27 protein-coding genes are annotated in these 25,228 nt (G+C 62.6%); 11 read left to right on the forward strand and 16 right to left on the reverse strand.

Annotated elements, in window-relative coordinates:
• Window positions 1–5: 5 nt before the first annotated feature.
• Window positions 6–1,139: a site-specific DNA-methyltransferase gene (locus CKW40_RS04085; protein ID WP_095198659.1), complete on the reverse strand. Its 1,134-nt coding sequence runs from the start codon at window positions 1,137–1,139 to the stop codon at window positions 6–8.
• A 177-nt stretch (window positions 1,140–1,316) separates the two neighbouring features.
• Between CKW40_RS04085 and CKW40_RS04090 the strand changes: the two genes are divergently transcribed.
• Window positions 1,317–2,006: an HAD family hydrolase gene (locus CKW40_RS04090; RefSeq protein WP_095198660.1), complete on the forward strand. Its 690-nt coding sequence runs from the start codon at window positions 1,317–1,319 to the stop codon at window positions 2,004–2,006.
• Between the two features lie 36 nt (window positions 2,007–2,042).
• On the opposite strand, the gene CKW40_RS04095 is transcribed toward CKW40_RS04090, so the two are convergent.
• Window positions 2,043–2,771 carry a hypothetical protein gene (locus tag CKW40_RS04095; RefSeq protein WP_095198661.1) on the reverse strand — a complete coding sequence of 243 codons (729 nt, stop codon included), beginning with the start codon at window positions 2,769–2,771 and terminating at the stop codon, window positions 2,043–2,045.
• Window positions 2,772–2,901: 130 nt separating this feature from the next.
• Here CKW40_RS04095 and thrC point away from each other — a divergent pair, with 130 nt between their 5' ends.
• Genes thrC through CKW40_RS04115 form a run of 4 tightly spaced genes read left to right on the forward strand, consistent with a single transcriptional unit; the run spans window position 2,902 to window position 9,109 of the window.
• On the forward strand, window positions 2,902–4,299 hold the full coding sequence (gene thrC / locus CKW40_RS04100) for a threonine synthase (RefSeq protein WP_095198662.1): 1,398 nt from the start codon (window positions 2,902–2,904) through the stop codon (window positions 4,297–4,299).
• A 14-nt stretch (window positions 4,300–4,313) separates the two neighbouring features.
• Complete coding sequence (locus CKW40_RS04105) at window positions 4,314–5,606, forward strand: M16 family metallopeptidase (RefSeq protein WP_095198663.1); 1,293 nt, start codon at window positions 4,314–4,316, stop codon at window positions 5,604–5,606.
• Between the two features lie 14 nt (window positions 5,607–5,620).
• Window positions 5,621–6,217, forward strand: coding sequence for a GNAT family N-acetyltransferase (locus tag CKW40_RS04110; RefSeq protein WP_095198664.1), 597 nt, complete (start codon window positions 5,621–5,623; stop codon window positions 6,215–6,217).
• A 3-nt stretch (window positions 6,218–6,220) separates the two neighbouring features.
• Window positions 6,221–9,109, forward strand: a complete 2,889-nt coding sequence (locus CKW40_RS04115) for an EAL domain-containing protein (protein WP_095198665.1) — start codon at window positions 6,221–6,223, stop codon at window positions 9,107–9,109.
• Between the two features lie 24 nt (window positions 9,110–9,133).
• On the opposite strand, the gene CKW40_RS04120 is transcribed toward CKW40_RS04115, so the two are convergent.
• Window positions 9,134–9,742, reverse strand: a complete 609-nt coding sequence (locus CKW40_RS04120; protein WP_027046619.1) for a YqgE/AlgH family protein — start codon at window positions 9,740–9,742, stop codon at window positions 9,134–9,136.
• Between the two features lie 170 nt (window positions 9,743–9,912).
• Here CKW40_RS04120 and CKW40_RS04125 point away from each other — a divergent pair, with 170 nt between their 5' ends.
• The 3 genes from CKW40_RS04125 to CKW40_RS04135 all read left to right on the forward strand — a co-directional run bounded on the left by CKW40_RS04125 (window position 9,913) and on the right by CKW40_RS04135 (window position 11,854).
• A complete protein-coding gene (locus CKW40_RS04125) occupies window positions 9,913–10,719 on the forward strand; it encodes a protein-disulfide reductase DsbD domain-containing protein (protein WP_095198666.1) in 807 nt (268 codons plus the stop codon).
• Window positions 10,720–10,802: 83 nt separating this feature from the next.
• Complete coding sequence (locus CKW40_RS04130) at window positions 10,803–11,285, forward strand: peroxiredoxin (protein WP_095198667.1); 483 nt, start codon at window positions 10,803–10,805, stop codon at window positions 11,283–11,285.
• A gap of 92 nt (window positions 11,286–11,377) precedes the next feature.
• Window positions 11,378–11,854, forward strand: coding sequence for a DUF2938 domain-containing protein (locus CKW40_RS04135; protein ID WP_095198668.1), 477 nt, complete (start codon window positions 11,378–11,380; stop codon window positions 11,852–11,854).
• A 4-nt stretch (window positions 11,855–11,858) separates the two neighbouring features.
• On the opposite strand, the gene CKW40_RS04140 is transcribed toward CKW40_RS04135, so the two are convergent.
• From CKW40_RS04140 to coxB, 13 genes are all read right to left on the reverse strand, one after another.
• Window positions 11,859–12,443 carry a histidine phosphatase family protein gene (locus CKW40_RS04140; protein ID WP_095199127.1) on the reverse strand — a complete coding sequence of 195 codons (585 nt, stop codon included), beginning with the start codon at window positions 12,441–12,443 and terminating at the stop codon, window positions 11,859–11,861.
• Between the two features lie 40 nt (window positions 12,444–12,483).
• On the reverse strand, window positions 12,484–13,017 hold the full coding sequence (gene rnhA / locus CKW40_RS04145; protein ID WP_095198669.1) for a ribonuclease HI: 534 nt from the start codon (window positions 13,015–13,017) through the stop codon (window positions 12,484–12,486).
• Window positions 13,014–13,991 (reverse strand): homoserine kinase, encoded by a 978-nt coding sequence (locus CKW40_RS04150; protein ID WP_095198670.1) that lies wholly within the window; start codon window positions 13,989–13,991, stop codon window positions 13,014–13,016. Before CKW40_RS04150 ends, rnhA begins: the two co-directional genes overlap by 4 nt.
• Before the next feature lie 5 nt (window positions 13,992–13,996).
• The gene (ispH, locus tag CKW40_RS04155) at window positions 13,997–15,007 is read right to left on the reverse strand and encodes a 4-hydroxy-3-methylbut-2-enyl diphosphate reductase (RefSeq protein WP_095198671.1); all 1,011 of its coding nucleotides are present in this window, start codon (window positions 15,005–15,007) and stop codon (window positions 13,997–13,999) included.
• Window positions 15,008–15,111: 104 nt separating this feature from the next.
• Complete coding sequence (locus tag CKW40_RS04160) at window positions 15,112–15,867, reverse strand: SURF1 family protein (RefSeq protein ID WP_179297826.1); 756 nt, start codon at window positions 15,865–15,867, stop codon at window positions 15,112–15,114.
• Complete coding sequence (locus CKW40_RS04165) at window positions 15,864–16,250, reverse strand: DUF983 domain-containing protein (RefSeq protein ID WP_095198673.1); 387 nt, start codon at window positions 16,248–16,250, stop codon at window positions 15,864–15,866. Before CKW40_RS04165 ends, CKW40_RS04160 begins: the two co-directional genes overlap by 4 nt.
• Window positions 16,251–16,271: 21 nt before the next feature.
• The gene (locus CKW40_RS04170; protein ID WP_095199128.1) at window positions 16,272–16,763 is read right to left on the reverse strand and encodes a L,D-transpeptidase family protein; all 492 of its coding nucleotides are present in this window, start codon (window positions 16,761–16,763) and stop codon (window positions 16,272–16,274) included.
• A 103-nt stretch (window positions 16,764–16,866) separates the two neighbouring features.
• The gene (locus CKW40_RS04175) at window positions 16,867–17,754 is read right to left on the reverse strand and encodes a cytochrome c oxidase subunit 3 (RefSeq protein WP_095198674.1); all 888 of its coding nucleotides are present in this window, start codon (window positions 17,752–17,754) and stop codon (window positions 16,867–16,869) included.
• 1 nt (window position 17,755) lies between these two features.
• On the reverse strand, window positions 17,756–18,388 hold the full coding sequence (locus CKW40_RS04180) for a cytochrome c oxidase assembly protein (RefSeq protein WP_095198675.1): 633 nt from the start codon (window positions 18,386–18,388) through the stop codon (window positions 17,756–17,758).
• Window positions 18,388–18,552, reverse strand: coding sequence for a cytochrome c oxidase system small membrane protein (locus CKW40_RS04185; RefSeq protein ID WP_179297827.1), 165 nt, complete (start codon window positions 18,550–18,552; stop codon window positions 18,388–18,390). Before CKW40_RS04185 ends, CKW40_RS04180 begins: the two co-directional genes overlap by 1 nt.
• Window positions 18,549–19,493, reverse strand: coding sequence for a heme o synthase (locus tag CKW40_RS04190; protein WP_095198676.1), 945 nt, complete (start codon window positions 19,491–19,493; stop codon window positions 18,549–18,551). The genes CKW40_RS04185 and CKW40_RS04190 overlap by 4 nt, the downstream gene beginning before the upstream one ends.
• Window positions 19,494–19,568: 75 nt before the next feature.
• The gene (gene ctaD, locus CKW40_RS04195) at window positions 19,569–21,221 is read right to left on the reverse strand and encodes a cytochrome c oxidase subunit I (protein WP_095198677.1); all 1,653 of its coding nucleotides are present in this window, start codon (window positions 21,219–21,221) and stop codon (window positions 19,569–19,571) included.
• Between the two features lie 38 nt (window positions 21,222–21,259).
• The gene (coxB, locus tag CKW40_RS04200; protein ID WP_095198678.1) at window positions 21,260–22,144 is read right to left on the reverse strand and encodes a cytochrome c oxidase subunit II; all 885 of its coding nucleotides are present in this window, start codon (window positions 22,142–22,144) and stop codon (window positions 21,260–21,262) included.
• Between the two features lie 376 nt (window positions 22,145–22,520).
• Here coxB and CKW40_RS04205 point away from each other — a divergent pair, with 376 nt between their 5' ends.
• The 3 genes from CKW40_RS04205 (at window position 22,521) to tldD (ending at window position 25,157) form a co-directional block, all read left to right on the forward strand.
• Window positions 22,521–23,081: an invasion associated locus B family protein gene (locus CKW40_RS04205; RefSeq protein WP_095198679.1), complete on the forward strand. Its 561-nt coding sequence runs from the start codon at window positions 22,521–22,523 to the stop codon at window positions 23,079–23,081.
• Window positions 23,082–23,159: 78 nt separating this feature from the next.
• The gene (locus tag CKW40_RS04210) at window positions 23,160–23,627 is read left to right on the forward strand and encodes a YbjN domain-containing protein (RefSeq protein WP_179297829.1); all 468 of its coding nucleotides are present in this window, start codon (window positions 23,160–23,162) and stop codon (window positions 23,625–23,627) included.
• A 117-nt stretch (window positions 23,628–23,744) separates the two neighbouring features.
• Window positions 23,745–25,157, forward strand: coding sequence for a metalloprotease TldD (gene tldD, locus CKW40_RS04215; RefSeq protein WP_095198681.1), 1,413 nt, complete (start codon window positions 23,745–23,747; stop codon window positions 25,155–25,157).
• Window positions 25,158–25,228 lie beyond the last annotated feature (71 nt).

Raw genomic sequence — 25,228 nt, forward strand, 5'->3', positions numbered from 1 at the left:
GGGGGTCAGCCCCCTGCCCGCTCCATGCCGAGACGGGCAATGCGGCGCAGTTCGTCGATCGGGGTCAGCCCGCCGCTGCGTTCATAATGCCAGAAGGTCCAGCCGTTGCAGGCGTCCAGGCCCTGCACTTCGGCGCCGATCTTGTGGATCGAGCCAGCGCTGTCGCCGATCGCCACCGTGCCGTCGGCACGCACCTTGGCGGCCCAGCGCTTCTTGGCGTCGTAGAGCGTGGCGCCAGGCGTCATCAGCCCGGTGTCGATCAGGCTGACGAAGGCAACGCGTGGTTCGGCGCGCTTGCCGGTCAGCACCGTCAGATCGGCATCTTCCAGCGGCCGCACCGCATCGATACGCTCGTTGGCGGCGTCGATATAGGCCTGCTCGCGCTCGATGCCGACGAAATGACGGCCGAGGCGTTTGGCGACCGCACCTGTCGTGCCGGAGCCGAAGAAGGGATCGAGCACGATGTCACCCGGCTTGGTCGAGGCCATCATGATGCGGGCGAGCAACGCTTCCGGCTTCTGTGTCGGGTGCAATTTGTCGCCATTGTCGTTCTTCAGCCGCTCGCCGCCGGTGCAGATCGGAAACAGCCAGTCGGAGCGCATCTGGATGTCATCATTGGACGCCTTCAGCGCTTCATAATTGAAGGTGTAGCCCTTGCCCTTCTGGTCACGCGACGCCCAGATCATCGTCTCATGCGCGTTCTGGAAACGGCGGCCGCGGAAATTCGGCATCGGATTGGTCTTGCGCCAGACCACGTCGTTGAGGATCCAAAAGCCCAGATCCTGCATCTTGGCGCCGACGCGGAAGATGTTGTGGTAGGAGCCGATGACCCAGATGGTGCCGTTGGGCTTCAGCACGCGCCGCGCCGCCAAAAGCCAGGCGCGGGTGAAGGCGTCGTAGGCCTCAAAATTTTCGAACTGGTCCCAGTGATCGTCGACCGCGTCGACCTTGGACTGGTCGGGTCGGTGCAGATCGCCCTCGAGCTGCAGATTGTAGGGCGGATCGGCGAAGATGACGTCGACCGATTTTTCCGGCAGGCGGTCGAGCGCTGCAACGCAGTCGCCCTTGAGGATCGTGTCCAGCCATTCGGATTGCTGGGGAGCATGGGAAAGGTCGTCGAGAAGACGCACGGCAGACATTTTTACACCCAGGGCACGCGTTACTGTTTACTCCCCGTTATGGTTACCGATCAGCGTAAATATTCGGTGAAGGTCGAAGGAATCGCTCGCTCCGTTTGCGAAGGCCGGACCGTTGGTGTATGCCGCGCCGCCTGAGCCCATCGCGGCCTTCCTCCATCTTCCTTGTCCCGGATCACCATGCCCCAGCCAGACCTTGTCATCTTCGATTGCGACGGCGTGCTCGTCGATTCCGAAATCATTGCCGCGCGGGTCGAGGCTGAGCTGATAACGCTCGCCGGATATGAAATCTCCGCCGAGGAGGTCGCCGAGACCTATGCGGGCCTGACGTTCAAGGACATCCTGCTGCGGATCGAGGAGAAGTCCAAAATCCCGTTCCAGGCGTCGCTGATCGACCGTGCCGAGGAGCTCGTCGACCGGAAATTGCGCAGCGATGTTCGTGCCATAGAAGGCGTGCGCGAAGCGGTCGCCTCGGTCACGGCGCAACGCTGCGTCTGCTCCAACTCACGCTCGGAGCGGATAGAATTCATGCTGGAGAAGGTGCATCTGCTGCCGTACTTCGCCGGCCGCATCTTCTCGGCGCTGGAAATACCGAGCAAAAAGACCAAGCCTGCGCCGGACGTCTTCCTGCTGGCGGCGGAAAAACTCGGCGCGAACCCGGCCAACACCTTCGTCATCGAGGATTCCGTGCACGGCGTCACCGGCGCCAGGGCAGCCGGCATGCGGGTGATCGGCTTCACCGGCGCCAGCCACAGCTATCCCGGCCATGCCGACGCGCTGACCGAAGCCGGCGCCGAGACAGTGATCCGCCGCTGGGCCGAGCTGAAAAGCGTGATCGCGGCGCTCTCGGAATGGTCGGCCGACGCCTAAGGAACGTGCGCCAAGGCGCACGCTGTCCCTAAAATACTAGTTCGTGGCCGCAGCCTTCTTCCTGTGGGTCTTCTTCGGCTTGTCGGTCGTCGCCTTCGGCGCGGTTTCGTCATAGCCGGCATAGGCCTGATAATCCTGCGCGGTCGGTGCCGGCACGACGACATTGGAATCGGTGAAGACGAACTGGGTGGCGACCGAAGGATCGGTGACCTGGACCTGATACTGGTGAATCTGCGAATAAAGCACATCGGTGCCGTGCATCACCGCCGTGCGGATCGGCATGGTGATGGTGCCGGGTGTGAACTTCGGTCCTGGAACGATCTTGCCGGCGACCGCGATCTTCATCGTCAGCTGGCCGTCGGCGCGGCTGCAATCGCGGGTCACGTCGGCAATCGAGGCCTGGTAAATGATCCTCGCCGAATCGTCGGGCGGAGTGGCAGCGGCGGCGTCAGCCGCGGCCTGGGCAGCCGCATCCGCCTCGGCGTCGCCAGTCTTCTTGAGCTTTGGCTTGGGCTTCTTGACCTCGTTGACATAGGTGTTGAAGAAGGCCGTACCGTCGCGCACCGTCACCCTCGGGCAATAGGCGTTCAGCTGGCTGGCCAGAATCTTGGGATCCTGCGGCGGCGGTGGCGCTGTTGGGTCCTTCTTGCCGAAACCGAGGTTAAGGATGCCATTGTCGCCCGATTGGCAGCCGGCGGCGGCGAGCATAAAGCCGGTGAGCGCAAGACCCGCCAAAAAGCGACCACTTGATGTACGAAACGCCATGAAACTCCCACTTCCCTCTCGTAAAGCTGGTGACGTATATCAACGGCGCGGCAAAAATGCGACTGGAGCCGGCACAGAAATTAACCACCTTGTGGTGAACGGAAAAGCCAAGCGGCAACGGGACTGAGACATGCAATATGTGAGTACGCGCGGGGAAGCACCCGCGCTTGGATTTTCCGATGCCGTGCTGGCGGGGCTGGCCCGCGATGGCGGGCTTTACGTGCCGCGCGAGTGGCCGCAGTTTTCGCCATCCGAGATCCGCGCCATGCGTGGCCTTGCCTATCCCGATCTCGCGATCCGCGTGCTGACGCCGTTCCTTGGCGGTGAAATCGCCGCACCGGTCTTCGAACGCCTGGTGCGCGAAGCCTATGCCACCTTCCGCCACAAAGCCGTCTGCCCGCTGGTGCAGACCTGCTCCAATACCTTCGTCCTCGAACTCTTCCATGGGCCGACGCTGGCGTTCAAGGATGTGGCGATGCAGTTGCTCGCCCGGCTGATGGACCATGTGCTCGCCGAACGCGGCCAGCATGCCACCATCGTCGGCGCCACGTCAGGCGACACCGGCGGCGCGGCGATCGACGCCTTTGCCGGACGCAGCCGCACCGACATCTTCATCCTGTTCCCGCATGGCCGCGTTTCGCCGGTGCAGCAGCGGCAGATGACGACGTCGAAGGCCGAGAACGTCCATGCACTGGCGATCGAAGGCAATTTCGACGACTGCCAGGGCCTGCTCAAGGACATGTTCAACGACCACGCCTTCCGCGACCGGGTGGCGCTGTCGGGGGTCAATTCGATCAACTGGGCGCGCATCATGGCCCAGATCGTCTATTATTTCTCCTCGGCGCTGTCGCTCGGCGCGCCGGACAGGCCGGTGTCCTTCACCGTGCCGACCGGCAATTTCGGCGATATCTTCGCCGGCTACGCCGCCAAGAAGATGGGCCTGCCGATCGAAAGGCTGGTCATCGCCACCAACGACAACGACATATTGGCGCGCACCTTCGCGACCGGCGAATACCGCACCAAGGGCGTCTTTGCGACCACCTCGCCGTCGATGGATATCCAAGTGTCATCGAATTTCGAGCGCCTGCTGTTCGAGGCGTCGAACCGTGACGCTGCGACCGTGCGCCGCTACATGGACGGCCTGAAGCAGTCCGGCGCCTTCACCATAGAAGCCCGCGAAATCAACGGGATGCGGTCCGAATTCGACGCCGGTCGTGCCACCATGGACGAGGTCGCGGCCACCATCCGCTCGACGCTCGCGGCCAGCAACTACCTCCTCGATCCGCACACGGCGGCAGCCGTGCATGTCGCGGCGGGCAAAGCATCGGGCGCGGTGCCGATGGTGGTGCTGGGTACCGCCCATCCGGCAAAATTCCCGGCCGCCGTAGAGGCCGCCAGCGGGGTCTCGCCCGTCCTGCCCGCATGGCTAGGGGGATTGATGACATTTGAGGAAAAATACACGGTACTTCCATCCGACCTGAAAATGGTGGAAGATTACGTCAGCCGCCGCGCGCGGGCGGCGCGTTAGGGAGTACGAGCCATATGGGTGTTGAGGTAAGCCGTCTGTCGAACGGCCTGACAGTCGCCACCGAAACCCTTCCAAGCATCGAATCGGTTGCCCTGGGGGCCTGGGTCAAGTCCGGCGCCCGCAATGAACGTGACGAGGAGCATGGCATGGCCCATCTGCTCGAGCACATGGCGTTCAAGGGTACGAAGCGGCGGACGGCCTTCGAAATCGCCTCGGAAATCGAGGATGTCGGCGGCGAGATCAACGCTGCCACCAGCGTCGAGACCACCTCCTACTATGCAAGGGTGCTCAGCGATGACGTACCGCTGGCAGTGGATATTCTCGCCGACATCCTGCAGGAGTCCGAATTCGACCCGCAGGAACTCGAGCGAGAGCAGCACGTCATCCTGCAGGAGATCGGCGCCGCGCACGATACGCCAGACGATATCGTCTTCGACCGTTTCACCGAGACGGCCTTTCGCCACCAGACCATCGGCCGCTCGATCCTGGGCACGCCGGAAACCGTCAAATCCTTCACTTCGAAGCAATTGCACGATTTCATCGAACGCCAATATGGCGCCGAGCGGATGGTCATCGTGGCTGCTGGCGACATCAAGCACGACAATTTCGTGCGCGAGGTCGAGAAGCAGCTTGGCGGCTTCCGCAGCAAGGCCGACAGCACCATCCCGCAATATGCGCAATATGTCGGTGGCGATTTCCGCGAGGACCGCGACCTGATGGACGCGCAGATCGTGCTGGGCTTCGAGGGCCGCGCCTATCATGTGCGCGACTTCTACGCCTCGCAGGTGCTGTCGATGATCCTTGGCGGCGGCATGTCATCGCGCCTGTTCCAGGAAGTCCGCGAGAAGCGCGGCCTGTGTTATTCGGTCTATGCCTTCCATTGGGGCTTTTCCGACACCGGCATTTTCGGCGTCCACGCCGCGACCGGGCAGAGCGACATCGCCGAACTCGTGCCTGTCATCATCGACGAACTGCAGAAAGCCGGCGAGAACATCCTGCAGGAAGAACTCGACCGCGCGCGCGCCCAGTATCGCGCCGGGTTGATCATGTCCGCCGAAAGCCCGGCCAGCCGCGCCTCGCAGATCGCAAGGCAGCTGCTTTTGTTCGGCAGGCCGATCGCCAAGGAGGAATTGATGGAGCGCCTGTCGGCGCTGACGGTGGAGCGGCTGACCGACCTGTCGTCGCGGATGTTCTCGACCAAGCCGACGCTTACCGCTGTCGGGCCCGTGGGTACGCTGGCACCATATGAGGCGATCCTCGATTCGCTTCCGGGCACGCAGACCACGGCCCGCAGGCTCGCCGTCTAAGTCCCCCAAGCGTCGTGTTCGCGCTCCCTTTCTTTCGCCGTGACCTGCCGGCGCTGAAGGGTGATCTCGTCACGTTGCGCGTGCCATTCACCAATGACTTCCGGGAATGGTCGATATTGCGCGGTGAAAGCCGCGCCTTCCTGGAGCCGTGGGAGCCACGCTGGACTCCCGATGAACTCGACCGCGCGGCATGGCGCCTGCGCATCAGCCGCTACCGCGAAGACTATGCGCAGGGAACGGCGATCGCCTTCTTCATCTTCGAGAAGTCGAGCGGCAAGCTGGCCGGCGGTATCACGCTCGGCAACATACGCCATGGCGTCTCGCAAAGCGGCCATGTCGGCTACTGGATCGGCGAGCGCTTCGGCGGCCGCGGGCTGATGACCGACGCGGTCAAGGTCGTGGCCCGCTTCGCCTTCGATACGCTGAGGTTGCACCGGATCGAGGCGGCCTGTATTCCCGACAATATCAGGTCGATCCGCGTGCTTGAAAAAGCCGGATTCCGGCGCGAAGGACTGTTAAGATCCTATCTGAGGATCAACGGCATCTGGCAGGACCATTACCTCTACGCCCGGATCGCGGACGATCCGCCGGCCGCAGGAACGAAGGACTGATTTTTGACGAATTTCCTGCGAAACGGGCCGCTGTTCGCCTTTGTCCTCGCGGCAATCCTGACGCTGTGCGCGGCTTCGTCGGCCTTTGCCGTCGAACCGATCAAGATTGCCCGCGACGACGTCGCGCTCGACCTGTCGCGCGCCTTCGAGATCTACCGCAACCAGGGCGAAAACTTCCAGGTTTCGACCGCGCCCGGGCCGGACGGCATCGTGCGGCGCATCGAGGTCGAAGCCAATGACGCGCGCTCGACCGGCGACTGGGCGGTGTTCGCGCTGGCCAACACCACCGACCAGCAGCTCGACAGGCTGATCGTCGCGCCGCATTTCCGGTTGGTCAATTCCGGCATCTTCTGGCCCGATCTCGGCGCCACCCGCATTGCCGCGATCACGCCCAGCGAGGGCTTCGCGCTCGACCGCCAGACCAGCCCCGACGCCGACGTGTTCCGGGTGACGCTGAACCCGGGAACGGTGATCACCTTCATCGCCGAACTCGCCTCGCCCAAGCTGCCGCAGGTCTATCTGTGGGAACCGGAGGCCTACAAGGACTCGGTCAACTCCTACACGCTGTTTCGCGGCATCGTCATCGGCATCGCAGGCCTTCTGGCGCTGTTCCTGACCATTCTGTTCGTGGTCAAGGGGACCTCGATGTTCCCGGCGACCGCAGCCCTTGCCTGGGCGGTGCTTGCCTATATCTGCGTCGATTTCGGCTTCCTCAACAAGATCATCGAAATCTCGCCCGGCAATGAGCAGATGTGGCGAGCGGGAACGGAAGTGGCGCTTGCGGCGACCTTCGTGGTGTTCCTGTTCGCCTATCTCAACCTCAATCGATGGCACGGGCATTTCAGCTATGGCGCGCTGGTCTGGATCCTCGGGCTGGTGCTGATTGCCGGCGTCGCCATCGTCGATCCTGCGGTTGCCGCCGGCATCGCCCACATCTCCTTTGCCGCCACCGCGCTGACCGGGCTCGGCCTGATCATCTTCCTCGGGATTCGTGGTTATGACCGCGCCATCATGCTGGTGCCCAGTTGGGTCATGGTGCTGTTGTGGCTATGCGGGTCGTGGATGGCGATCACCGGCATGCTTGACAACGACATCGCCCAGCCGGCGCTCGGCGGCGGGCTGATCCTGATCATCCTGTTGATCGGCTTCACCGTCATGCAGCACGCCTTTGCCGGCGGCGCGCTGCATCAGGGGCTGTTCTCCGACCTCGAACGCCAGGCGCTGGCGGTTGCCGGATCGGGCGACACGGTGTGGGATTGGGACGTGCTGCGTGATCGCGTCGTCACCAAGCCCGATGTCAGCATCCAGCTCGGCCTCGCGCCCAACAGCCTGGGTGGTGCCGCGCGCAACTGGCTGCCGGTGCTGCATGCCGACGACCGCGACACCTTCCGCACGACGCTCGACGTGGTGCTTGAACACCGCCGCGGCCGTGTGTCGCAGAACTTCCGCCTGCGCGGCGCCGACGGGCATTATCACTGGTTTTCGCTGCGCGCGCGGCCTGTCATCGGATCCGACGGCGAGGTCATCCGCTGCGTCGGCACCATGGTCGACGTCACCGAGCAGAAGAAGTCCGAGGAGCGGCTGCTGCACGACGCCGTGCATGACAATCTGACCGGCCTGCCGAACCGCGAATTGTTCATGAATCGGCTGGAAGCGATCATCTCGATCGCCCGCACCGAAGAGAAGGTGCGCCCGACCGTCTTCGTCATCGACATAGACCGCTTCAAGCAGGTCAATGACGGGCTCGGCATCTCGGCCGGTGACACCATACTGCTGACCATAGCGCGCCGCCTGCACCGGCTGTTGAAGCCGAAGGATTCGCTGTCGCGCTTTGCCGGCGACCAGTTCGCGCTGATGCTTTTGTCCGAACAGGACCCTGCCCGCATCGCCGGCGTGGCGGATGCCATCAAGCATGCGATCAACAATCCGATCACCTTCGCCAAGCGCGAGATCGTGCTGACCGCCTCGATCGGCCTGATCACCTGGACCTCGGCGCAGACCTCGGCCGAGGACATGGTCAAGGACGCCGAGCTTGCCATGCATCAGGCCAAGCGCTTTGGTGGCGACCGGATCGAGCCGTTCCGCCCGGCCTTCCGCACCGTCGGCACCGACCGGCTGCAGTTCGAATCCGACCTGCGGCGCGCCATCGAGCGGCGCGAATTCACGCTTGCCTACCAGCCGATCGTGCGGCTGGAAGACGGCAGCGTCGCCGGCTTCGAGGCGCTGCTGCGCTGGGACCATCCGCGCCGCGGCATGATCCCGCCGGCGGATTTCATCCCGGTCGCCGAAAGCTGCGGGCTGATCGTGCAGCTTGGGCTGTTTGCCATGCAACAGGCGGCCGAGGACCTTGCCGGATGGCAAAAGCAGATCGGCGACGCGCCGCTGTCGGTCTCGGTCAACTTGTCCAGCCGCCAGCTCATCCGCCGCGACCTGGTCAGCGATGTCCGCTCCGTCATCGCGCGGGCCAATCTGAAGCCGCGCTGCTTCCGGCTCGAACTCACCGAGTCCCTGGTCATGGACAATCCGGAGCAGACGGCGCATGTGCTGACCAAGCTGAAGCAGCTCGGCATCGGCCTGTCGCTGGACGATTTCGGCACCGGCTATTCCTCGCTGGCCTATCTGACAAGGTTCCCGTTCGACACCATCAAGATCGACAAGAGCTTTGTCGACGACAGCACGCCCAAACGCGCTGTCCTGCTCAAATCCATGGTCAACATGGCGCATGAGCTTGGCCTGTCGGTGGTCGCCGAGGGCATCTCTGACGAACGCGATGCGCTAGAGCTGCGCCAGATGGGCTGCGAATATGTGCAGAGCTTCATGTTCGGCGCGCCGATGCCGGGCGACCAGGTGCTGAAGACGCTGAAGGAGCAGTATCCGCTGACGCAGGCTTAGAGGCCTCCGCGTCGGCTTAATGGGTCAGGCGTGTCCGGCGGCCAGGCTGAGATGGGCGAGATCGATGCCGATCGAGGCGAGGATGCGATCGTATTTGCGCTCGATGTCGGCGTCGAACAGAAGCTCGGGACTGGCCGGGCAGGTCAGCCAGCCATTCTCGGCGATTTCGGTTTCCAGCTGGCCGGCACCCCAGCCGGAATAGCCGAGCGCCATCAGCGCGTGACGCGGGCCGCGGCCCGACGATATGGCGCGCAATATGTCGACCGTCGCCGTCAGGCAGATGTCGTCGGAGACGGTCAGCGACGATTCCACGCGGTAGTCGCCAGAATGTAGGACGAAGCCCCGGCTGCGATCGACAGGGCCGCCATTGCGCACGACGAAATCGCGCGCTTGCGCCGGCAGGCGGATCGCCTCCTGCTCGTTCATGATGCCGAGTTGCACCAGAAGGTCGGGAAACAGCATCTGCTGTGTCTGGTTGATGATCAGGCCCATCGCGCCTTCATCGCTGTGCGCGCAGATGTAGATGACCGAGCGCGTGAAACGGTCGTCCTTCATGCCGGGCATGGCAATCAGGAACTGATCGTCAAGAAAGCCGCGTCCAGCAGCCGTCTTTTTGTGGCGCAACAAATCCATTCAACGAAGGTACCGTGTTTCCCGGGCGCCGAAAAGATGCGCCGCGCCGGATTCGACCAAAGCCCATGGTGCCAGGCCGCCATGGCTTGCCCGCGAAGGTCACGCAAATATGATATCAACAAAGCCGTGAAAACATTGCGAAGCCACGAACGGACGATCAAATCACCGCCATGCAAAGCTTGAAAATCCTGCTGCTCGGCGCCGCCATCGGAACGGCGGCGGTTCTCCCCGCCTCCGCCTCCTCGTCCGCTTGGTACAACAGCGAAGGCGGCAAGGTGCGGTTGGTGACATCAGGCAAACCCGACGAGGCCGGCCGCATCCAGGGCGTTCTCGACATCGCGCTCAAGCCAGGCTGGAAGACCTATTGGCGCGATCCGGGCGACGCCGGTGTGCCGCCGCAGCTCGATGTTTCGGCCAGCACCAACATCGCCGATGCCACGCTCTCGTTTCCGGCACCGCAACGCCACGACGATGGTTATGGCAAATGGGCAGGTTACAACTATCCGATTTCGCTGCCTGTGACCTTCACGCTGGCAACACCGAACCAGCCGGCTGTCATCGATGCCGATATCTTTCTCGGCATTTGCGAGACGATATGCATCCCCGTACAGACACGGCTGACCGTCGACCCCACTTCCGATCCTGACAATGCCGACGACGCCGCCCTGGTGAAGGCGAGTTTCACGGCGTTGCCGGCGCCGGCAAAGCCTGATTTCGGCATCAACGTGCTGCCGGGCGATCACGAGACTCTGGTCGTCGAGGCGAGCTTTCCCGGTGACCCGGAGGCAGCGGATTTCTTCGTTGCCGGCGAGCGGGACTACATGTTCGGCACCCCTTCCCGCAGCGAGAAGGATGGCAAGCTGATCTTCACCGTGCCGATCCTCGACCGCCCTTCGACAACGCCCACGGATGGCGGGCTTCACTACACGCTGACGAGTTCGGCGGGCGCGGTCGAAGGGCTTTTGCCTTTCCCTTGATCCAGCTTGCCCGAACGGTTGCAGGACGCCGCTGAGTTCGCTACGCAAGCATGCATCCTTCCCATTCCCCAAGCGAGGAACTCATGACCATTTCCGTTGGCGACAAGCTGCCCGAGGTAACCTTCAAGACGATGACCGCCGACGGCGCCAAGGCGATCACGTCGGCCGAGATTTTCCCGGGCAAGAAGGTGGTCCTGTTCGGTGTTCCCGGCGCCTTCACGCCGACCTGCAGCAACAACCATCTGCCCGGCTACCTCGAAAACCATGACGCCATCCTGGCGCGTGGCGTCGACACCATCGCCGTCGTTTCGGTCAACGATGTCCATGTCATGGGCGCGTGGGCGCACTTCACCGGCGGCGAAGGCAAGATCCTGTTCCTCGCCGACGGCAGTGGTGATTTCGCCAAAGCGGTCGGGCTCGACAACGACCTTTCCGCAGCCGGCATGGGCCTGCGCTCGAAGCGGTTTTCGATGATCATCGACGACGGCAAGGTCACCGCGGTCAATGTCGAGACCAAGCCCGGCGTCGACGAGTCCGGCGCGGCTCACATTCTCGGACAGCTCTGAGCCTCAACGACGGCGTCGGACGAGGCCGCAACGGCGGGCCTCGCCGACAACCGCTTGCGCTCCAGAACTGCCGGCTTTCGGGGGATCCAGCAATGTTTGACGTCATCTGGCGCGCTACCACAATCGGCATCGGCGCCACGGTGCTGATGGATCTCTGGGCCCTCTTTTTGCATAAAGCCTTCGGCCAGCCACGGCCGAACTGGGGACCTGTCGGTCGCTGGGTCTGGCACCTCACCGACAAGGTCTTTCACAACGATATTGGCGAGGCAGAGCCTTACGCGCATGAAGTGGCGCTCGGCTGGGCGTTTCACTATTTCGTCGGCATCGTCTACGGCATCATCTTGGTCGTGGTGGCCGGTGCGGGCTGGCTTGCCGCGCCAACCTTCCTGCCGGCCTTCATCCTCGGCATCGTCACCGTCGGCGCCGGCTGGTTCCTGCTGGCGCCGGGCATGGGTGCCGGATGGGCAGCCTCGAAGCGGCCCAATCCGATGCAGATCCGGGCGCTCAACCTCGTCTCGCACACGGTGTTCGCGCTCGGACTTTGGGGTACGGCGCTGCTGATCCGCTAAGGGTTCAGGGCTGTTCCGATCTATCGATCGGCCGCCATCCATGCATGACACGGCGCGCGCCGATATCGTAGGCAAAATAGTTGCCCCCTCCCGCCGGCTGATCCGCTTCGCGGCTGATTTCCCGTCCGCTGAGACACAGCAGCAGGAGCGTTCCAACGCCTCCATGGCCAATGATAGCGACGTCGCAGGCCTCATCGCCGTCGAGCACGGCTGTGACCTCGCTCACGATACGGTGCTGGGCGTCGATGGCCCGTTCCCATCCGCGAACGCTTTCATGCGGATTGGCGAAGAACTGGTCCGCGACTGCTTCGAACTCCGGCGGCGGCAAAAAGCCGGTCGCTGAGCGGTCATTCTCATGCATGCGTTGCCTAACCTCGACCGCAAGGCGGAGATGGCTTGCGAGGATCTGAGCGGTTTCTATTGCCTTGCGTTCGGCCGACGAAACGATGCGCCGGATAGATCCGACCCATGGCTGATCGAGCATGGCGACAGCCCTCGCCCGTCCGATATCGGACAGCCCCCATTCCGGCACGGGAATGGCGGCGTCGATCTGAACCTGGGGATGCGTCACATAGTAGAGGATCGGCATGATCAAGGTTCCCGCCTGAGCGCCGACCAGCTGCCGGAAATCAATAGCTCTGGGTCGAACGACGCGCCTTCGTAGCTGGCGGCTGCTTCTGCGGGACATCCGGCTTTGGCGATAACACCGCAGGCTTGAATGAGCCTTTCTTGAACGGTGCCATGCCTTCCCTTGCCAATTCGTCGGCACGCTCGTTCTCTGTATGGCCAGCGTGTCCCTTGACCCAGTTCCAGGTGACCTTGTGGCGCCGGTTGGCCTCATCCAGCGCCTGCCACAGCTCGCCATTCTTGACCGGCTTCTTGTCGGCGGTCTTCCAGCCGTTCTTCTTCCAGCCATGGATCCACTTGGAAATGCCGTCCATGACATATTTGCTGTCGGTGTGAAGCTCGACCGTGCAAGGCTCCTTCAGCGCATTCAGCGCCGAGATGGCGGCCAGCAACTCCATGCGGTTGTTGGTCGTTTCGGCCTCGCCACCGGAAAGCTCCTTAGTGGTGCCGTTGAAGCGCAGGATGGCGCCCCAGCCGCCAGGGCCGGGATTGCCCGAACAGGCGCCGTCGGTGAAAATTTCAACCTGTTTGCTCATGATACCCCGTATTCGGCCAATCCATATTCCGAAGCCGATTTGATTGCCCGATGGAACCGCATCCGCCTGATGTATTCGGTCGGATCGCGTTTCATCACCAGCCCGCCATCGGGAACGGTCAGCCAGTCGTAGAGCCGGGTCAGCATGAAACGCAACGCCGAACCGCGCGCCAGCATCGGCAATGCCGCCTTTTCCTCTCCGCTTAAGGGGCGCACGCTCTGATAGCCGGCGAGCAGGGCCTTGCCCTTGGTGAGGTTGAAGGAAAAGTCCTTCTCGAAACACCAGGCGTTAAGGCAGGTCGCGACATCGTAGGCATAGAGATCGTCACAGGCGAAATAGAAGTCGATCAGGCCGGACAGTTTTTCGCCGAGGAAGAAGACGTTGTCCGGAAAAAGATCGGCGTGGATGATGCCTGCTGGAAGGTCCTTCGGCCAGTTGCGCTCGAAATCGGCGAAGTCGGCGTCGACCTCGGCCGCGAGGCCCGGCTCGACCTCGTTGGCGCGGTCGCGGGCCGCGTTCCAAAGCTTGCGCCAACCGTCGATGGCGAGCGCATTCGGGCGGGTCATCGGAAAATCGGCACCTGCCAGATGCAGGGCGGCCAGCGCCTTGCCGACCTCGGCACAGTGCGTTGCCGTCGGCCGCCGCAGCGAGAGCCCTTCGAGGAAGGTGATGATGACCGCCGGCCGGCCGGCCAGCGTGCCGATGACGCTGCCGTCATGCGCGGTCACCGGCAGCGGGCAGGACACGCCCTTGTTGGCGAGATGGCCCATCAGCCCGAGGAAAAACGGCAGATCCGCCTTGTCGACCCGCTTCTCATAGAGCGTCAGGATGTAGGAGCCGCTGAAGGTGTGCAGCAGGAAGTTGGAGTTTTCCGTGCCCTCGGCGATGCCCTTGTAGGACAGGAGATCGCCGACCGGATAGTGCTTCAGGAAAGCGCCGAGTTCGCCCTCCGCAACGTCGGTATAGACCGCCATCTGCCTTACGCGGCCCCATTGACGAAGGCCATGTCGGCCGGCGTCAGTTCGACATCGCGCAGTACCCGCATGACCGGAAAATCCTCTGTTTCGGTGGCCGTGACGGCCAGGTCGATGGTGACATCGAAGCGCTGGCGGAACGCGTCGATGATCTCGTCGACGATGATCTCCGGCGCCGATGCCCCGGCCGACAGGCCGAGCGTCGAAATGTTGCCGATGTCATTCCACGGAATCTCGGCGGCGCGCTGCACGAGAAGCGACATGGTGGCGCCGGCACGCTCCGCCACTTCGACGAGGCGCCGCGAATTGGAGGAATTGGGGGCGCCGACGATCAGATAGAGATCAGCACCCGGGGCGGTATCCTTGACTGCTTCCTGGCGGTTGGTGGTGGCGTAGCAGATCGATTCCGCTGCCGGCGCCTGCAGGTCGGGAAAGCGGTCCTGCAGCGCACGGATGATGCCGGCGGTGTCCTCGACCGACAATGTGGTCTGGGTAACGAAGCCAAGCGCCTTCGGATCGGCGGGCACCAGCCTGGCGGCATCAGCCTCGGTCTCGATCAGCGTGACCGCGCCTTCCGGCAATTGCCCCATCGTGCCGATCACCTCGGGGTGTCCGGCATGACCGATCAACAGCACATGGCGGCCAAGCCGCTGATGGCGCATCGCCTGCTTGTGGACCTTGGAGACCAGCGGACAAGTGGCGTCGAGGTAGAAAAGGTTGCGCGCCTGGGCATCCGCCGGCACCGACTTCGGCACGCCATGCGCCGAGAAGACGACCGGCGACTGCCGGTGTTCGGCCGGGATTTCGGAAAGCTCCTCGATGAAGACCGCGCCGAGGCTTTGCAGCCCCTCGACGACGTAACGGTTGTGCACGATCTCGTGGCGGACATAGACCGGCTTGCCGTATTTCTTCAGCGCCAGCACGACGATCTGGATGGCGCGGTCAACTCCCGCGCAAAAGCCGCGCGGCTGGCAGAGCCGGATCGTCAGAGGAGGCTTGGCGATTGTCTGAAGCATTGAATCCTGGCCGGTTCGTCAGCGCCGAAATGAGGTGCCTACCCCTGTTCTGTCAAGAGCGAGCCCTGTCAAGGGTGTCGGTAGAAAGGGGGCGTTGCTTGCGTTCATTCCTCTTTCGCGGGACGGCGAAGCCGCAGGATGAGCACGGCGGCGAGTGCCGCGGCAAGCCCATACCAGGTGACAGCATATTGCAGGTGGCTGTTCGGCAGGTCGATGATGGTGACGCCGCCGATCGGCAGACCGCCGGGATTCGGCGTCTTGTCGGCATCGATGAAGATCGGCACCAGCGTGAACCCGGCCGGCAGGCCGGCGCTCGCCGCCATGATGTCGCGGTCCTTCCAGTAGAAGATGTTCTTGGCCACATCATTGTCGGGAAGCATCATCGACGGCTTTGCCGGCAGCGGATTGCGGGCAAGCCCGGTGATGGTGACCCTCCCCGTCACTTGGCCCTTGGCACGCTTGGCCGGGTCTTTCAGATCATAGGGGATGAAGCCGCGATTGATCAGTACGAAGCGGCCGTCATCAAGCGCCAGCGGCGTGTAGACGTTGAAGCCGGCGTCACCTTCCCAGGTCGCATAAAAATGCCGCTCGCCCGAATGCAGGAGCGTGCCGGAGACCGTGACCGGCGTGTAGTCGACGTCGCCGGTCGAGGCGAATTGCTTCTCGACCTCGGTCAGCGGCAGCGGCGCGGAGTGGGTGCGCTGGTCGATGGTCTCCAGGAGACCTTCCTTCCAGTGCAGGCGCTGGACCTGCCAGGTGCCGAGCACCAGCAGGATCGAGAGCAGCACCAAGCCAAGGCCGAGCAGCAATGCCGATCGTGGCCGTGAACGGCCGCCGCTCCTGATGGATGCTTCGCTCATTCGCCGCGGTCCAGCCGGCCTTCGGCCGCCTTGTTGGCATATTGCAAGGTGAGCAGCACGCCCTTGATCAGCCGCAGCGCCGTCAGGCACAGAACCAGGGCCAACGGGATCCAGATCAGCAGATGCAGCCACAGCGGCGGGCTCAGCGTCACTTCGACCCAGAGCGCCAGGCCGACGATGATGAAGCTGATGATCAGGATGACGAAGACCGCCGGTCCGTCGCCGGCATCGGCGAAGGAATAGTCGAGACCGCAATTGACACAGCGTTTGCCGACGGCGAGGAAGCCGGAAAACAGCCGCCCCTCGCCGCAGCGCGGGCAACGGCCATGCAGGCCGGCCGAAATCGGATCGATCGGCGGCCAGATCGCCTTATCTTCAGTCATGGATAGGGCCTTCACTCATCGCTATTGCTCGATCTCAATCGGTATCCCATCGGCCACCATTGTCCAGATTTCGTCCATGTCGGAGTCCGTAACGGCAATGCAGCCGTCGGTCCAGTCGACCAATTGAAGCAGCCAGCCCCACCAGCCGAAACCATTCGGCTGGCCGTGGATCATGATCATGCCGCCGGCATCGACATTGCGCGCCTTCGCCGCCGCCAGATCGTGGGCATTGGGATAGGAGATGTGGATCGATCTGTGCGCGATGCTGTCGGGGTTGCGCCAGTCGAGGATATAGCGCCCCTCGGGCGTGCGCTGATCGCCCTCCTGGTGCTTGTGGCCGATAGGATCCCCGCCGAGCGCAATGCTGTAGCTGCGCAGCACCTTGCCGTCGCCGATCAGTTCCAGTCGCCTTTCCGCCTTGTGGGCACGCACCAGATCGACCTTCTCAGCCGCAAGGGCCGGGAATGCCAGGAAGATGAATGCGCAAATCGCCCAGGGAATTGTCAGCCGCATCGGCAATCGATCGGCGATCATTGCGCCGAAAAGAAGAAGGCGGCCGCGTCGCCGCGGCCGCCCTCCTTGAAATCAAATTGAAATCAAAGTCCCAAAGACTGGATCAGTGGCCTTCGATCACCGCGCCGGCAGATCCCCAGACATAGATCGCAGAGAACAGGAACAGCCAGACCACGTCGACGAAGTGCCAGTACCAGGCGGCGGCCTCGAAGCCGAAATGCTGCTTGGGGGTGAAATCACCCTTCATCGCCCTGACCAGGCAGACCAGCAGGAAGATGGTGCCGATGATGACATGGAAGCCGTGGAAGCCGGTCGCCATGAAGAAGGTGGCGCCGTAGATGGAATCCTTGAAGCCGAACGGAGCGTGGATGTACTCGTAGGCCTGCACCATGGTGAACAGCATGCCGAGGCCGACGGTCAGCACCAGACCGTTGACCAGGCCCTTGCGGTCGCCATGGATGAGCGAATGGTGCGCCCAGGTGACCGTGGTGCCCGACAAGAGCAGGATGATGGTGTTGTAGAGCGGCAGGTGGAAGGGATCGAGAACCTCCATGCCCTTCGGCGGCCAGACACCACCGGTAAATGTGTGGCGCGCGTAGTTCTGGACCTCACCGGCAAAAAGGCTGGCGTCGAAATAGGCCCAGAACCAGGCGACGAAGAACATCACTTCCGAGGCGATGAACATGATCATGCCGTAGCGCAGATGCAGCGACACGACGCGCGTGTGATGGCCCTCATGCGCTTCCTTGATGGTATCCGACCACCAGGCGAACATGGTGTAGAGCACGATCGCAAGACCGATGAAGAACAGCCACGGATTGGCGATGTTGTGGCCGAAGATCGGGAAGGTCCCAAGTTGGGGATTGAGATACCGTATTAGGCAGATGCCGCCGATCGCCATGACCAGCGCCCCTACCGATCCCAGGAAGGGCCACGGGCTCGGGTCGACGAGATGATAGTCGTGTTGTGGTTTTGCGTGCGCGTCTGCCATATCAACCCCCGAGATTTGCTTCGGTATCTGAAATTGTCTTGCTGGTGCCCTGGACCGGCTCCGAGGAGGCGACGGGCTTGTTCTTCTCGACCGGGAACATCGTATAGGACAGCGTGATCGTCTTCACGTCCTTCAGTTCCGGCACATTCACGATATCGGGATCCACATAGAACAGGACCGGCATGTCCAGCGTCTCGCCGGGCTTCAGCGACGTATCGGTGAAGCAGAAGCACTCGACCTTGTTGAAATACGGGCCTGCCAGTTCCGGCTGCACGTTGAAGGTGGCGCGGCCGGTCACGGGGCGATCGAACTTGTTGGTCGCCTGATAATGCGCCTGCACGGTCTCGCCGATCTTCATGGTCATCGAGCGCTGGACCGGCTGGAACTCCCACGGCACGCCGGCAATATTTGCGTCGAAGCGGACGGTGATCTCACGGTCAAGCACGCGGCCGGCATACTGCTTCTCGGCACGTTGCGTCTTGCCGCCATAGCCGGTCGCCTGGCAGAACATCTTGTAGAGCGGCACGGCGGCATAGGCCATGCCGATCATGCCGGTGAAGAAGGCAAGGCAGACCGCCGCGACGATGGCGTTGCTGTTCCTGCCGGCCGGCTTCTTGGAGATCTCGACGCTCATCACATCGTGCCCAGATTGTGGCCGAACTTGACGATCGTGGCGATGTAGAAAATGACGACCAGCACCGCCAGCGCCACGCCGATGGCAACTGAACGGCTGCGCTGAGCCTTCTTCTGGCGCTCGGTCAAGGTGACCGTTTCGAGCTTTTCCTCGACCATGATCATGCCCCACCCATGGCAAGTGCGCGTTCGACGACGCTGTCGGCCAGATAGGCAGCGAAGATGGCGAAGAGATAAAGCAGCGAATAGGCAAACAGCGCCTTGGCCGGCTTCATGACGCGGTCGTCGTCGGCCATGCCGAGCACTTTCCACGCATACCAGACAAAGCCAGCCCCAAGCAGCACGGCGGCCACGCCATAGAAAGGCGTGGTGTAGCCGAGCAGCCATGGCAGCACGCCGACCGGGGCGAGCACCAGCGCATAGGCGAAAATCTGACGGCGGGTCGACGCCTGACCGGCGACATTGGGCATCATCGGGATGCCGGCGCGCCCATAATCCTCGGACTTGAACAGCGCGAGTGCCCAGAAATGCGGCGGCGTCCACAGGAAGATGATCAGGAACAGGACGATGCTTTCGAGGCTGACCGACCCGGTCACCGCGGCCCAGCCGATGACCGGCGGGATCGCACCGGCAGCACCACCGATGACGATGTTCTGCGGCGTCGAGCGCTTCAGCCACATCGTGTAGACGACGGCATAGAAGAAGATGGTGAAGGCCAGCAGCGTCGCCGACAGCCAGTTGACCAGCACGCCGAGCGTCATCACCGACAGCACCGAGAGCACTAGGCCGAAGCTGAGCGCCTCGTGCGGCTGAATGCGGCCGGACGGCACCGGACGGCTGGCCGTCCTGGTCATCACCGCGTCGATGTCGGCGTCGTACCACATGTTGAGCGCACCTGAGGCGCCGGCGCCGATGGCGATGGACAGGATGGCGATCACCGCCAGCAACGGGTTGATGGTCACAGGTGCGGCGACCAGTCCGACAAAGGCGGTGAACACCACCAGCGACATGACGCGCGGCTTCAGCAGGGCGAAGAAATCGCCCGCCGTCGCTTCCGACATGCGGAAGCCCGCTTCGTCAATGCTGGTTTCGTCGACTAGGGCCATGCGTACTTAAGTCCATCATTCCGTTGGCCAAAACCGCCGGCGGACCGGCGGTTTCGTATTCGGGCGGGAGCCGCCTTACTTGATCTTCGGCAGCTGCTCCCACTGGTGGAACGGCGGCGGCGAAGGCAGCTGCCATTCGAGCGTGGTAGCGCCCTCACCCCATGGGTTGGCACCGGCAATCCGCTTCTTCTGGAAGGCTTCGAACACGCCGTAGAGGAAGATCGCCACACCGACGGCCGAGATATAGGAGCCGATCGACGACACATAGTTCCAGCCGGCAAACGCGTCCGGATAGTCGATGGTGCGGCGCGGCATGCCGGCGAGGCCGAGGAAATGCTGCGGGAAGAAGATCAGGTTGACGCCGACGAAGGTGACCCAGAAGTGGGTGTTGGCGATGACAGGCGAGTACATGTAGCCGGTCATCTTGGGGAACCAGTAGTACCAGCCGGCGAAGATCGCGAACACCGCACCCAGCGACAGCACGTAGTGGAAGTGGGCGATGACGAAATAGGTGTCATGCAGCGAGCGGTCGAGGCCGGCATTGGCCAGCTGAACGCCGGTGACGCCACCGATGGTGAACAGGAAGATGAAGCCCAGCGCCCACAGCATCGGCGTCTTGAACGAGATCGACCCGCCCCACATCGTCGCGATCCAGGAGAAGATCTTCACGCCCGTCGGCACCGCGATGACCATGGTGGCGAAGACGAAGTAGCGCTGCGTGTCGAGCGACAGGCCGGTCGTATACATGTGGTGCGCCCACACGATGAAGCCTACAGCGCCGATCGCGACCATGGCGTAGGCCATGCCGAGGTAACCGAAGACAGGCTTCTTCGAGAAGGTCGAGATGACGTGGCTGATAATGCCGAAGCCGGGCAGGATCAGGATGTAGACTTCCGGATGACCGAAGAACCAAAACAAATGCTGGAACAGGATCGGGTCGCCGCCACCATCGGGAGCAAAGAAGGTGGTGCCGAAATTGCGGTCGGTGAGCAGCATGGTGATGCCGCCGGCCAGAACCGGCAACGACAACAGCAGCAGGAAGGCGGTGACCAGCACAGACCAGGCGAACAGCGGCATCTTGTGCAGCGTCATGCCAGGGGCGCGCATGTTGAAGATGGTGGTGATGAAGTTGATGGCGCCGAGGATCGACGAGGCACCGGCGATATGGATCGACAGGATCGCCAGATCCATCGCCGGTCCGGGCTGACCCGAGGTCGACAGCGGCGGATAAAGCGTCCAGCCGCCACCGACGCCATAGGCACCGGGGGCGCTCGGCATGAACATCGAGGTGAGCAGCAGGATGAAGGCCGGCGGCAGCAGCCAGAAGGAGATGTTGTTCATGCGCGGGAACGCCATGTCGGGCGCACCGATCATGATCGGCACCATCCAGTTGGCAAAACCGCCGATCAGCGCCGGCATGACCATGAAGAAGATCATGATCAGCGCATGCGCGGTGGCAAAGGCATTGTACATGCTCTTGCCGCCGTCGATCGCGGCGTCACCGTTCATGCCATAGACCATCTGCGCCAGACCGCTGAAGATCTGAATGCCAGGCTCCTGCAGTTCCATGCGGATGGCAACCGACAGCGCGCCGCCGATGATACCGGCCATGATCGCGAAGATCAGGTAGAGCGTACCGATGTCCTTGTGGTTGGTCGAATAAACCCAACGCACCCAGCCATGATAAGGCTTGTGGTCGTGCCCGTCGTGAGCTGCAGCGTCTGCCATGTTCCGCTCCGTTCCCTAAATCTTGCTAACCCGCGGCATCAATTGCCGGCGGCCGCTACCTTGTTCTGGCCATCGACCTCGGCCATCAGCGTCTTGTTGGCGCCGGGCAGATCGGTCTTGGCCGCAGCCAGCCAGGTCTTGAACTGCGCGTCGGAGACGACGCGGATGGCGATCGGCATGAAGGCGTGGTCCTTGCCGCAGAGCTGCGAGCACTGACCATAATAGAGGCCTTCCTTCTCCGCCTTGAACCAAGTTTCGTTAGTGCGCCCTGGAACGGCGTCGATCTTGATGCCGAAGGACGGCATGGCGAAGGAATGGATCACGTCGGTCGCGGTGACAAGCACGCGCGTCATCGTGTTGACCGGCACCACCAATTCATTGTCGACGGCGAGCAGGCGCGGATAGACCTTGCGATCCTCCTTGCCAGCCTTGGCGCGATCGCCATCCTGGAGGATGGCCGAATTGAAGGTCAGCGTATTGTCGGTCTGGTATTCGTAATCCCAGTTCCACTGGTTGCCGGTCGCCTTCACGGTCAACTTGGCTTCTTCCGGCGGCGTATACTGCGCGGTCAGAAGCTGGAACGAGGGAATGGCGATCAGGAGCAACACGACGACGGGGCCAACCGTCCAGATCACCTCGATCAGCGTGTTGTGGCTGGTCTTCGAAGGAACCGGATTGGCGCTCGCCCGAAACCTTACGATGCAATAGGCGAGGAGGAACAGCACCAGCAAGGTGATGATCACGATGTAAACGAAGGTGTAGTTTCCGAACCACTCGATCTGCCGCATCATGTCGGTCGCAGGCGCCTGGAAGCCCGTTTCCCAGTTGACGGGCTGATCGGCATGGGCGGATGTGCTCGCGAAAAACGCGATGGCAGCCCCAGCACTTGCTAGAAACTTGGCGTTTGCTAGGAAATTTCTCATCGCCCTCTTCGTCTCCCAGTTCCTCGCGGCTGCGCCAACGAGAATAACGAACAATGCCGGGACGGGAATCCCGACAGTCTCAAGGAGGTTCAAACCATACTCTTTTTCCCTCCGCAAGAAAGGAGCGGAGGAAACTGTGCGGCATTTTTGCGCGCAAGCTGACACGGCTGTTCCGGGGCAGCGGCCACGGTGACGAATCGCGTATGTTCGGCAGGTTGCCTGCCTCATGCCGGCGGGGTGCGCGAAGCGTCGTAATTCAGGCGAATTTGGCAGGGAAAAGCGCTGTATTGCCTGTTTCGGGACAGTTCGGCCGTGGTCTCGTCCTTTACTTGGCATTGGCGCGGCTTAAAGTGCCGTGATTCGCAATGGAGCCGTCATGAACTCTTGGCTTTCGAGACTGAGGCATACGAGACTGGGACTTTCGATCACCTTGGCGAAAGCCATTTTTGTCGTTGCCCTGTCCGCGGCCGGTCTGCTGGTCGCCAGTCAGGCCAATGCCGCGCAGCCCAGCGGCACGGTGCGCTCGACGCATGGCGCCTGGTCGATCATCTGCGACACCCCGGCCGGTGCAACTTCTGAACAATGCGTGATGATGCAGAATGTCGTCGCCGAGGATCGTCCGGAGATGGGGCTGTCGGTCGTCGTGCTGCGCACCGCCGACAACAAGGCCGAGATCCTGCGCGTGCTGGCGCCGCTCGGCGTGCTTTTGCCGAACGGGCTCGGCCTCAATGTCGACGGTAAGGACATCGGCCGCGCCTATTTCGTGCGCTGCTTCCAGGATGGCTGCTATGCCGAGGTCATCCTCGAAAAGCCGCTGCTCGACACGCTGAAGACCGGCACGTCGGCGACGTTCATCGTCTTCCAGACGCCTGAAGAAGGCATCGGCATCCCTGTCGACCTCAAGGGTTTTGCCGACGGCTTTGCCGCCCTTCCCTGACAAGCGGGACGCTTGCGAAAAAATCGACCCTGACGCAGAATTCCCATGGGACGCGGGTTTTTGGCGGTGGGGATCATCATGCGCTCGTTTTCATTGCTTCTGTCCGCTGGTCTGATTTTGACCGGCGCGGTTTCCGTTGCGTGGGCGGAAGACACCGAAATCATCACGGCGCCGGATCCGGCCGCAATTCTTGACATTGCCAAGGGTTACGGCTCGGCCAAGCTGGACAAGGACGACGGTGGCGACCCCATGGTCTCCGGCAGGCTCGAGGGTATGAAGTACGTGATCTACTTCTATGGCTGCGAAAACCATGAGAAGTGCAAATCGATCCAGTTTTCCTCGGGCTACACCGACGCGTTCACGGTCGAGCAAGCCAACGAATGGAACAAGAAGTATCGCTGGGTGAAGGCGTTTTCCGGCGACGGTTCCAACTTCAAGATGGATGTCTCCTTCATCGGCGGCATCACCAAGGCCAATCTCGAGGAACAGTTCTCGAACTGGGATTCGATGACCACCAACATCAAGGATTTCATCAACCAGAAGTGACGCCGGCGGCCTGCCGGCGATCGCATTTGCCGTCACGGCGCGTCGGGACGATTGTCTCGGCGCGGCTTCGCGCCTACATCGGGGGAAACAAGCTCTCTTCCCACGAACGGATGCGCCATGAACAGCCTGATCGGCCAATTCGACATTTCAGACGATCGTATCAAGCAGATCGTCGCCGACACCATCAACGGCGCCGACGACGGCGAACTGTTTCTCGAATACAGCGAGAGCGAAGCGCTGATGTTCGACAATGGCCGGCTGAAGACCGCCAACTTCAACACCGACCAGGGTTTTGGCCTGCGCGCGGTCGCGGGTGAAGCCAGCGGCTACGCCCATTCGAGCGACCTGTCCGAGGCCTCGCTGCTGCGCGCGGCCGCTGCCGTCTCGACCGTCAAGGGCGGCTATTCCGGCACGCTTGCCGCCGCACCCGCCCGCACCAACCGCAATCTCTATGGCGACGAGAACCCGATCCCCTCGCCCTCCTTCGAGGCCAAGGCAAAGCTGCTGCAGGAAATCGACGCCTGGCTGCGCGCCGAGGATCCGCGCGTGCGCCAGGTGACGGCCTCGCTCGCCGCGTCCTGGCAGCACGTCGAGATCGTGCGCGCCGACGGCCAGGTGGTGCGCGATATAAGGCCGCTGGTTCGCATCAACGTCTCGGTCGTCGTCGGCGACGGCGACCGCCAGGAAAGCGGCTCCTATGGCATGGGCGGACGCAAGGCGTTCGGCGACTTCCTGATCGAGGACAGTTGGAGGCACGCGGCCAAGGAAGCGCTGCGGCAAGCTCTGGTCAATCTCGAGGCCATCCCCGCCCCGGCCGGCACATTCGACATCGTGCTGTCCAGCGGCTGGCCGGGCGTCATGTTGCACGAAGCCGTCGGACACGGGCTGGAAGGCGACTTCAACCGCAAGAAGACCTCCGCCTTCGCCGGCCTGCTGGGTAGCCAAGTCGCGGCCAAGGGCGTCACCGTCGTCGACGACGGCACCATCCCCGAGCGGCGCGGCTCGCTCACCGTCGACGATGAAGGCACGCCTTCGGCCCGCAACGTGCTGATAGAGGACGGCAAACTGGTGGGCTACATGCAGGACCGGCAGAACGCCCGGCTGATGGGCATGAAAGCAACCGGCAACGGAAGGCGCGAAGGCTATGCGCACCAGCCGATGCCGCGCATGACCAACACCTACATGACATCTGGCGACATGGAGCCGGACGAAATCATCGCATCGGTCAAGAACGGCATCTACGCCGTCTCCTTCGGCGGCGGCCAGGTCGACATCACGTCGGGCAAATTCGTGTTCGGCTGCACCGAGGCCTACATGATCGAGAACGGCAAGGTGACGCAGCCGATCAAGGGCGCGATGCTGATCGGCAACGGGCCTGACGCCATGCACCGCGTCTCGATGGTCGGCAACGACATGAAACTCGACAATGGCATCGGCATGTGCGGCAAGGCCGGACAGGGCGTGCCGGTCGGCGTCGGCCAGCCGCATTTGCGTATGAACCAGATGACGGTGGGCGGCACCCGGGTTTGAGGCAGAGACCCTATAGCCTTGAAATCGGCGTCACTTTCGACTATCTTACGCTTGTCTTACATTGAGGCAAG

Origin of the sequence: Mesorhizobium carmichaelinearum, assembly GCF_900199455.1 — a bacterium.
In the GTDB taxonomy this organism is placed as follows: domain Bacteria; phylum Pseudomonadota; class Alphaproteobacteria; order Rhizobiales; family Rhizobiaceae; genus Mesorhizobium; species Mesorhizobium carmichaelinearum.

What these genes read in the sequence shown, in the direction of transcription:
- CKW40_RS04085 (WP_095198659.1), bottom strand. Translation starts at nt 1,139, where the DNA reads ATGTCTGCCGTGCGTCTTCTCGACGACCTTTCCCATGCTCCCCAGCAA.
- CKW40_RS04090 (WP_095198660.1), top strand. Translation starts at nt 1,317, where the DNA reads ATGCCCCAGCCAGACCTTGTCATCTTCGATTGCGACGGCGTGCTCGTC.
- CKW40_RS04095 (WP_095198661.1), bottom strand. Translation starts at nt 2,771, where the DNA reads ATGGCGTTTCGTACATCAAGTGGTCGCTTTTTGGCGGGTCTTGCGCTC.
- thrC (WP_095198662.1), top strand. Translation starts at nt 2,902, where the DNA reads ATGCAATATGTGAGTACGCGCGGGGAAGCACCCGCGCTTGGATTTTCC.
- CKW40_RS04105 (WP_095198663.1), top strand. Translation starts at nt 4,314, where the DNA reads ATGGGTGTTGAGGTAAGCCGTCTGTCGAACGGCCTGACAGTCGCCACC.
- CKW40_RS04120 (WP_027046619.1), bottom strand. Translation starts at nt 9,742, where the DNA reads ATGGATTTGTTGCGCCACAAAAAGACGGCTGCTGGACGCGGCTTTCTT.
- CKW40_RS04125 (WP_095198666.1), top strand. Translation starts at nt 9,913, where the DNA reads ATGCAAAGCTTGAAAATCCTGCTGCTCGGCGCCGCCATCGGAACGGCG.
- CKW40_RS04130 (WP_095198667.1), top strand. Translation starts at nt 10,803, where the DNA reads ATGACCATTTCCGTTGGCGACAAGCTGCCCGAGGTAACCTTCAAGACG.
- CKW40_RS04135 (WP_095198668.1), top strand. Translation starts at nt 11,378, where the DNA reads ATGTTTGACGTCATCTGGCGCGCTACCACAATCGGCATCGGCGCCACG.
- CKW40_RS04140 (WP_095199127.1), bottom strand. Translation starts at nt 12,443, where the DNA reads ATGCCGATCCTCTACTATGTGACGCATCCCCAGGTTCAGATCGACGCC.
- rnhA (WP_095198669.1), bottom strand. Translation starts at nt 13,017, where the DNA reads ATGAGCAAACAGGTTGAAATTTTCACCGACGGCGCCTGTTCGGGCAAT.
- CKW40_RS04150 (WP_095198670.1), bottom strand. Translation starts at nt 13,991, where the DNA reads ATGGCGGTCTATACCGACGTTGCGGAGGGCGAACTCGGCGCTTTCCTG.
- ispH (WP_095198671.1), bottom strand. Translation starts at nt 15,007, where the DNA reads ATGCTTCAGACAATCGCCAAGCCTCCTCTGACGATCCGGCTCTGCCAG.
- CKW40_RS04160 (WP_179297826.1), bottom strand. Translation starts at nt 15,867, where the DNA reads ATGAGCGAAGCATCCATCAGGAGCGGCGGCCGTTCACGGCCACGATCG.
- CKW40_RS04165 (WP_095198673.1), bottom strand. Translation starts at nt 16,250, where the DNA reads ATGACTGAAGATAAGGCGATCTGGCCGCCGATCGATCCGATTTCGGCC.
- CKW40_RS04170 (WP_095199128.1), bottom strand. Translation starts at nt 16,763, where the DNA reads ATGCGGCTGACAATTCCCTGGGCGATTTGCGCATTCATCTTCCTGGCA.
- CKW40_RS04175 (WP_095198674.1), bottom strand. Translation starts at nt 17,754, where the DNA reads ATGGCAGACGCGCACGCAAAACCACAACACGACTATCATCTCGTCGAC.
- CKW40_RS04180 (WP_095198675.1), bottom strand. Translation starts at nt 18,388, where the DNA reads ATGAGCGTCGAGATCTCCAAGAAGCCGGCCGGCAGGAACAGCAACGCC.
- CKW40_RS04185 (WP_179297827.1), bottom strand. Translation starts at nt 18,552, where the DNA reads ATGATCATGGTCGAGGAAAAGCTCGAAACGGTCACCTTGACCGAGCGC.
- CKW40_RS04190 (WP_095198676.1), bottom strand. Translation starts at nt 19,493, where the DNA reads ATGGCCCTAGTCGACGAAACCAGCATTGACGAAGCGGGCTTCCGCATG.
- ctaD (WP_095198677.1), bottom strand. Translation starts at nt 21,221, where the DNA reads ATGGCAGACGCTGCAGCTCACGACGGGCACGACCACAAGCCTTATCAT.
- coxB (WP_095198678.1), bottom strand. Translation starts at nt 22,144, where the DNA reads ATGAGAAATTTCCTAGCAAACGCCAAGTTTCTAGCAAGTGCTGGGGCT.
- CKW40_RS04205 (WP_095198679.1), top strand. Translation starts at nt 22,521, where the DNA reads ATGAACTCTTGGCTTTCGAGACTGAGGCATACGAGACTGGGACTTTCG.
- CKW40_RS04210 (WP_179297829.1), top strand. Translation starts at nt 23,160, where the DNA reads ATGCGCTCGTTTTCATTGCTTCTGTCCGCTGGTCTGATTTTGACCGGC.
- tldD (WP_095198681.1), top strand. Translation starts at nt 23,745, where the DNA reads ATGAACAGCCTGATCGGCCAATTCGACATTTCAGACGATCGTATCAAG.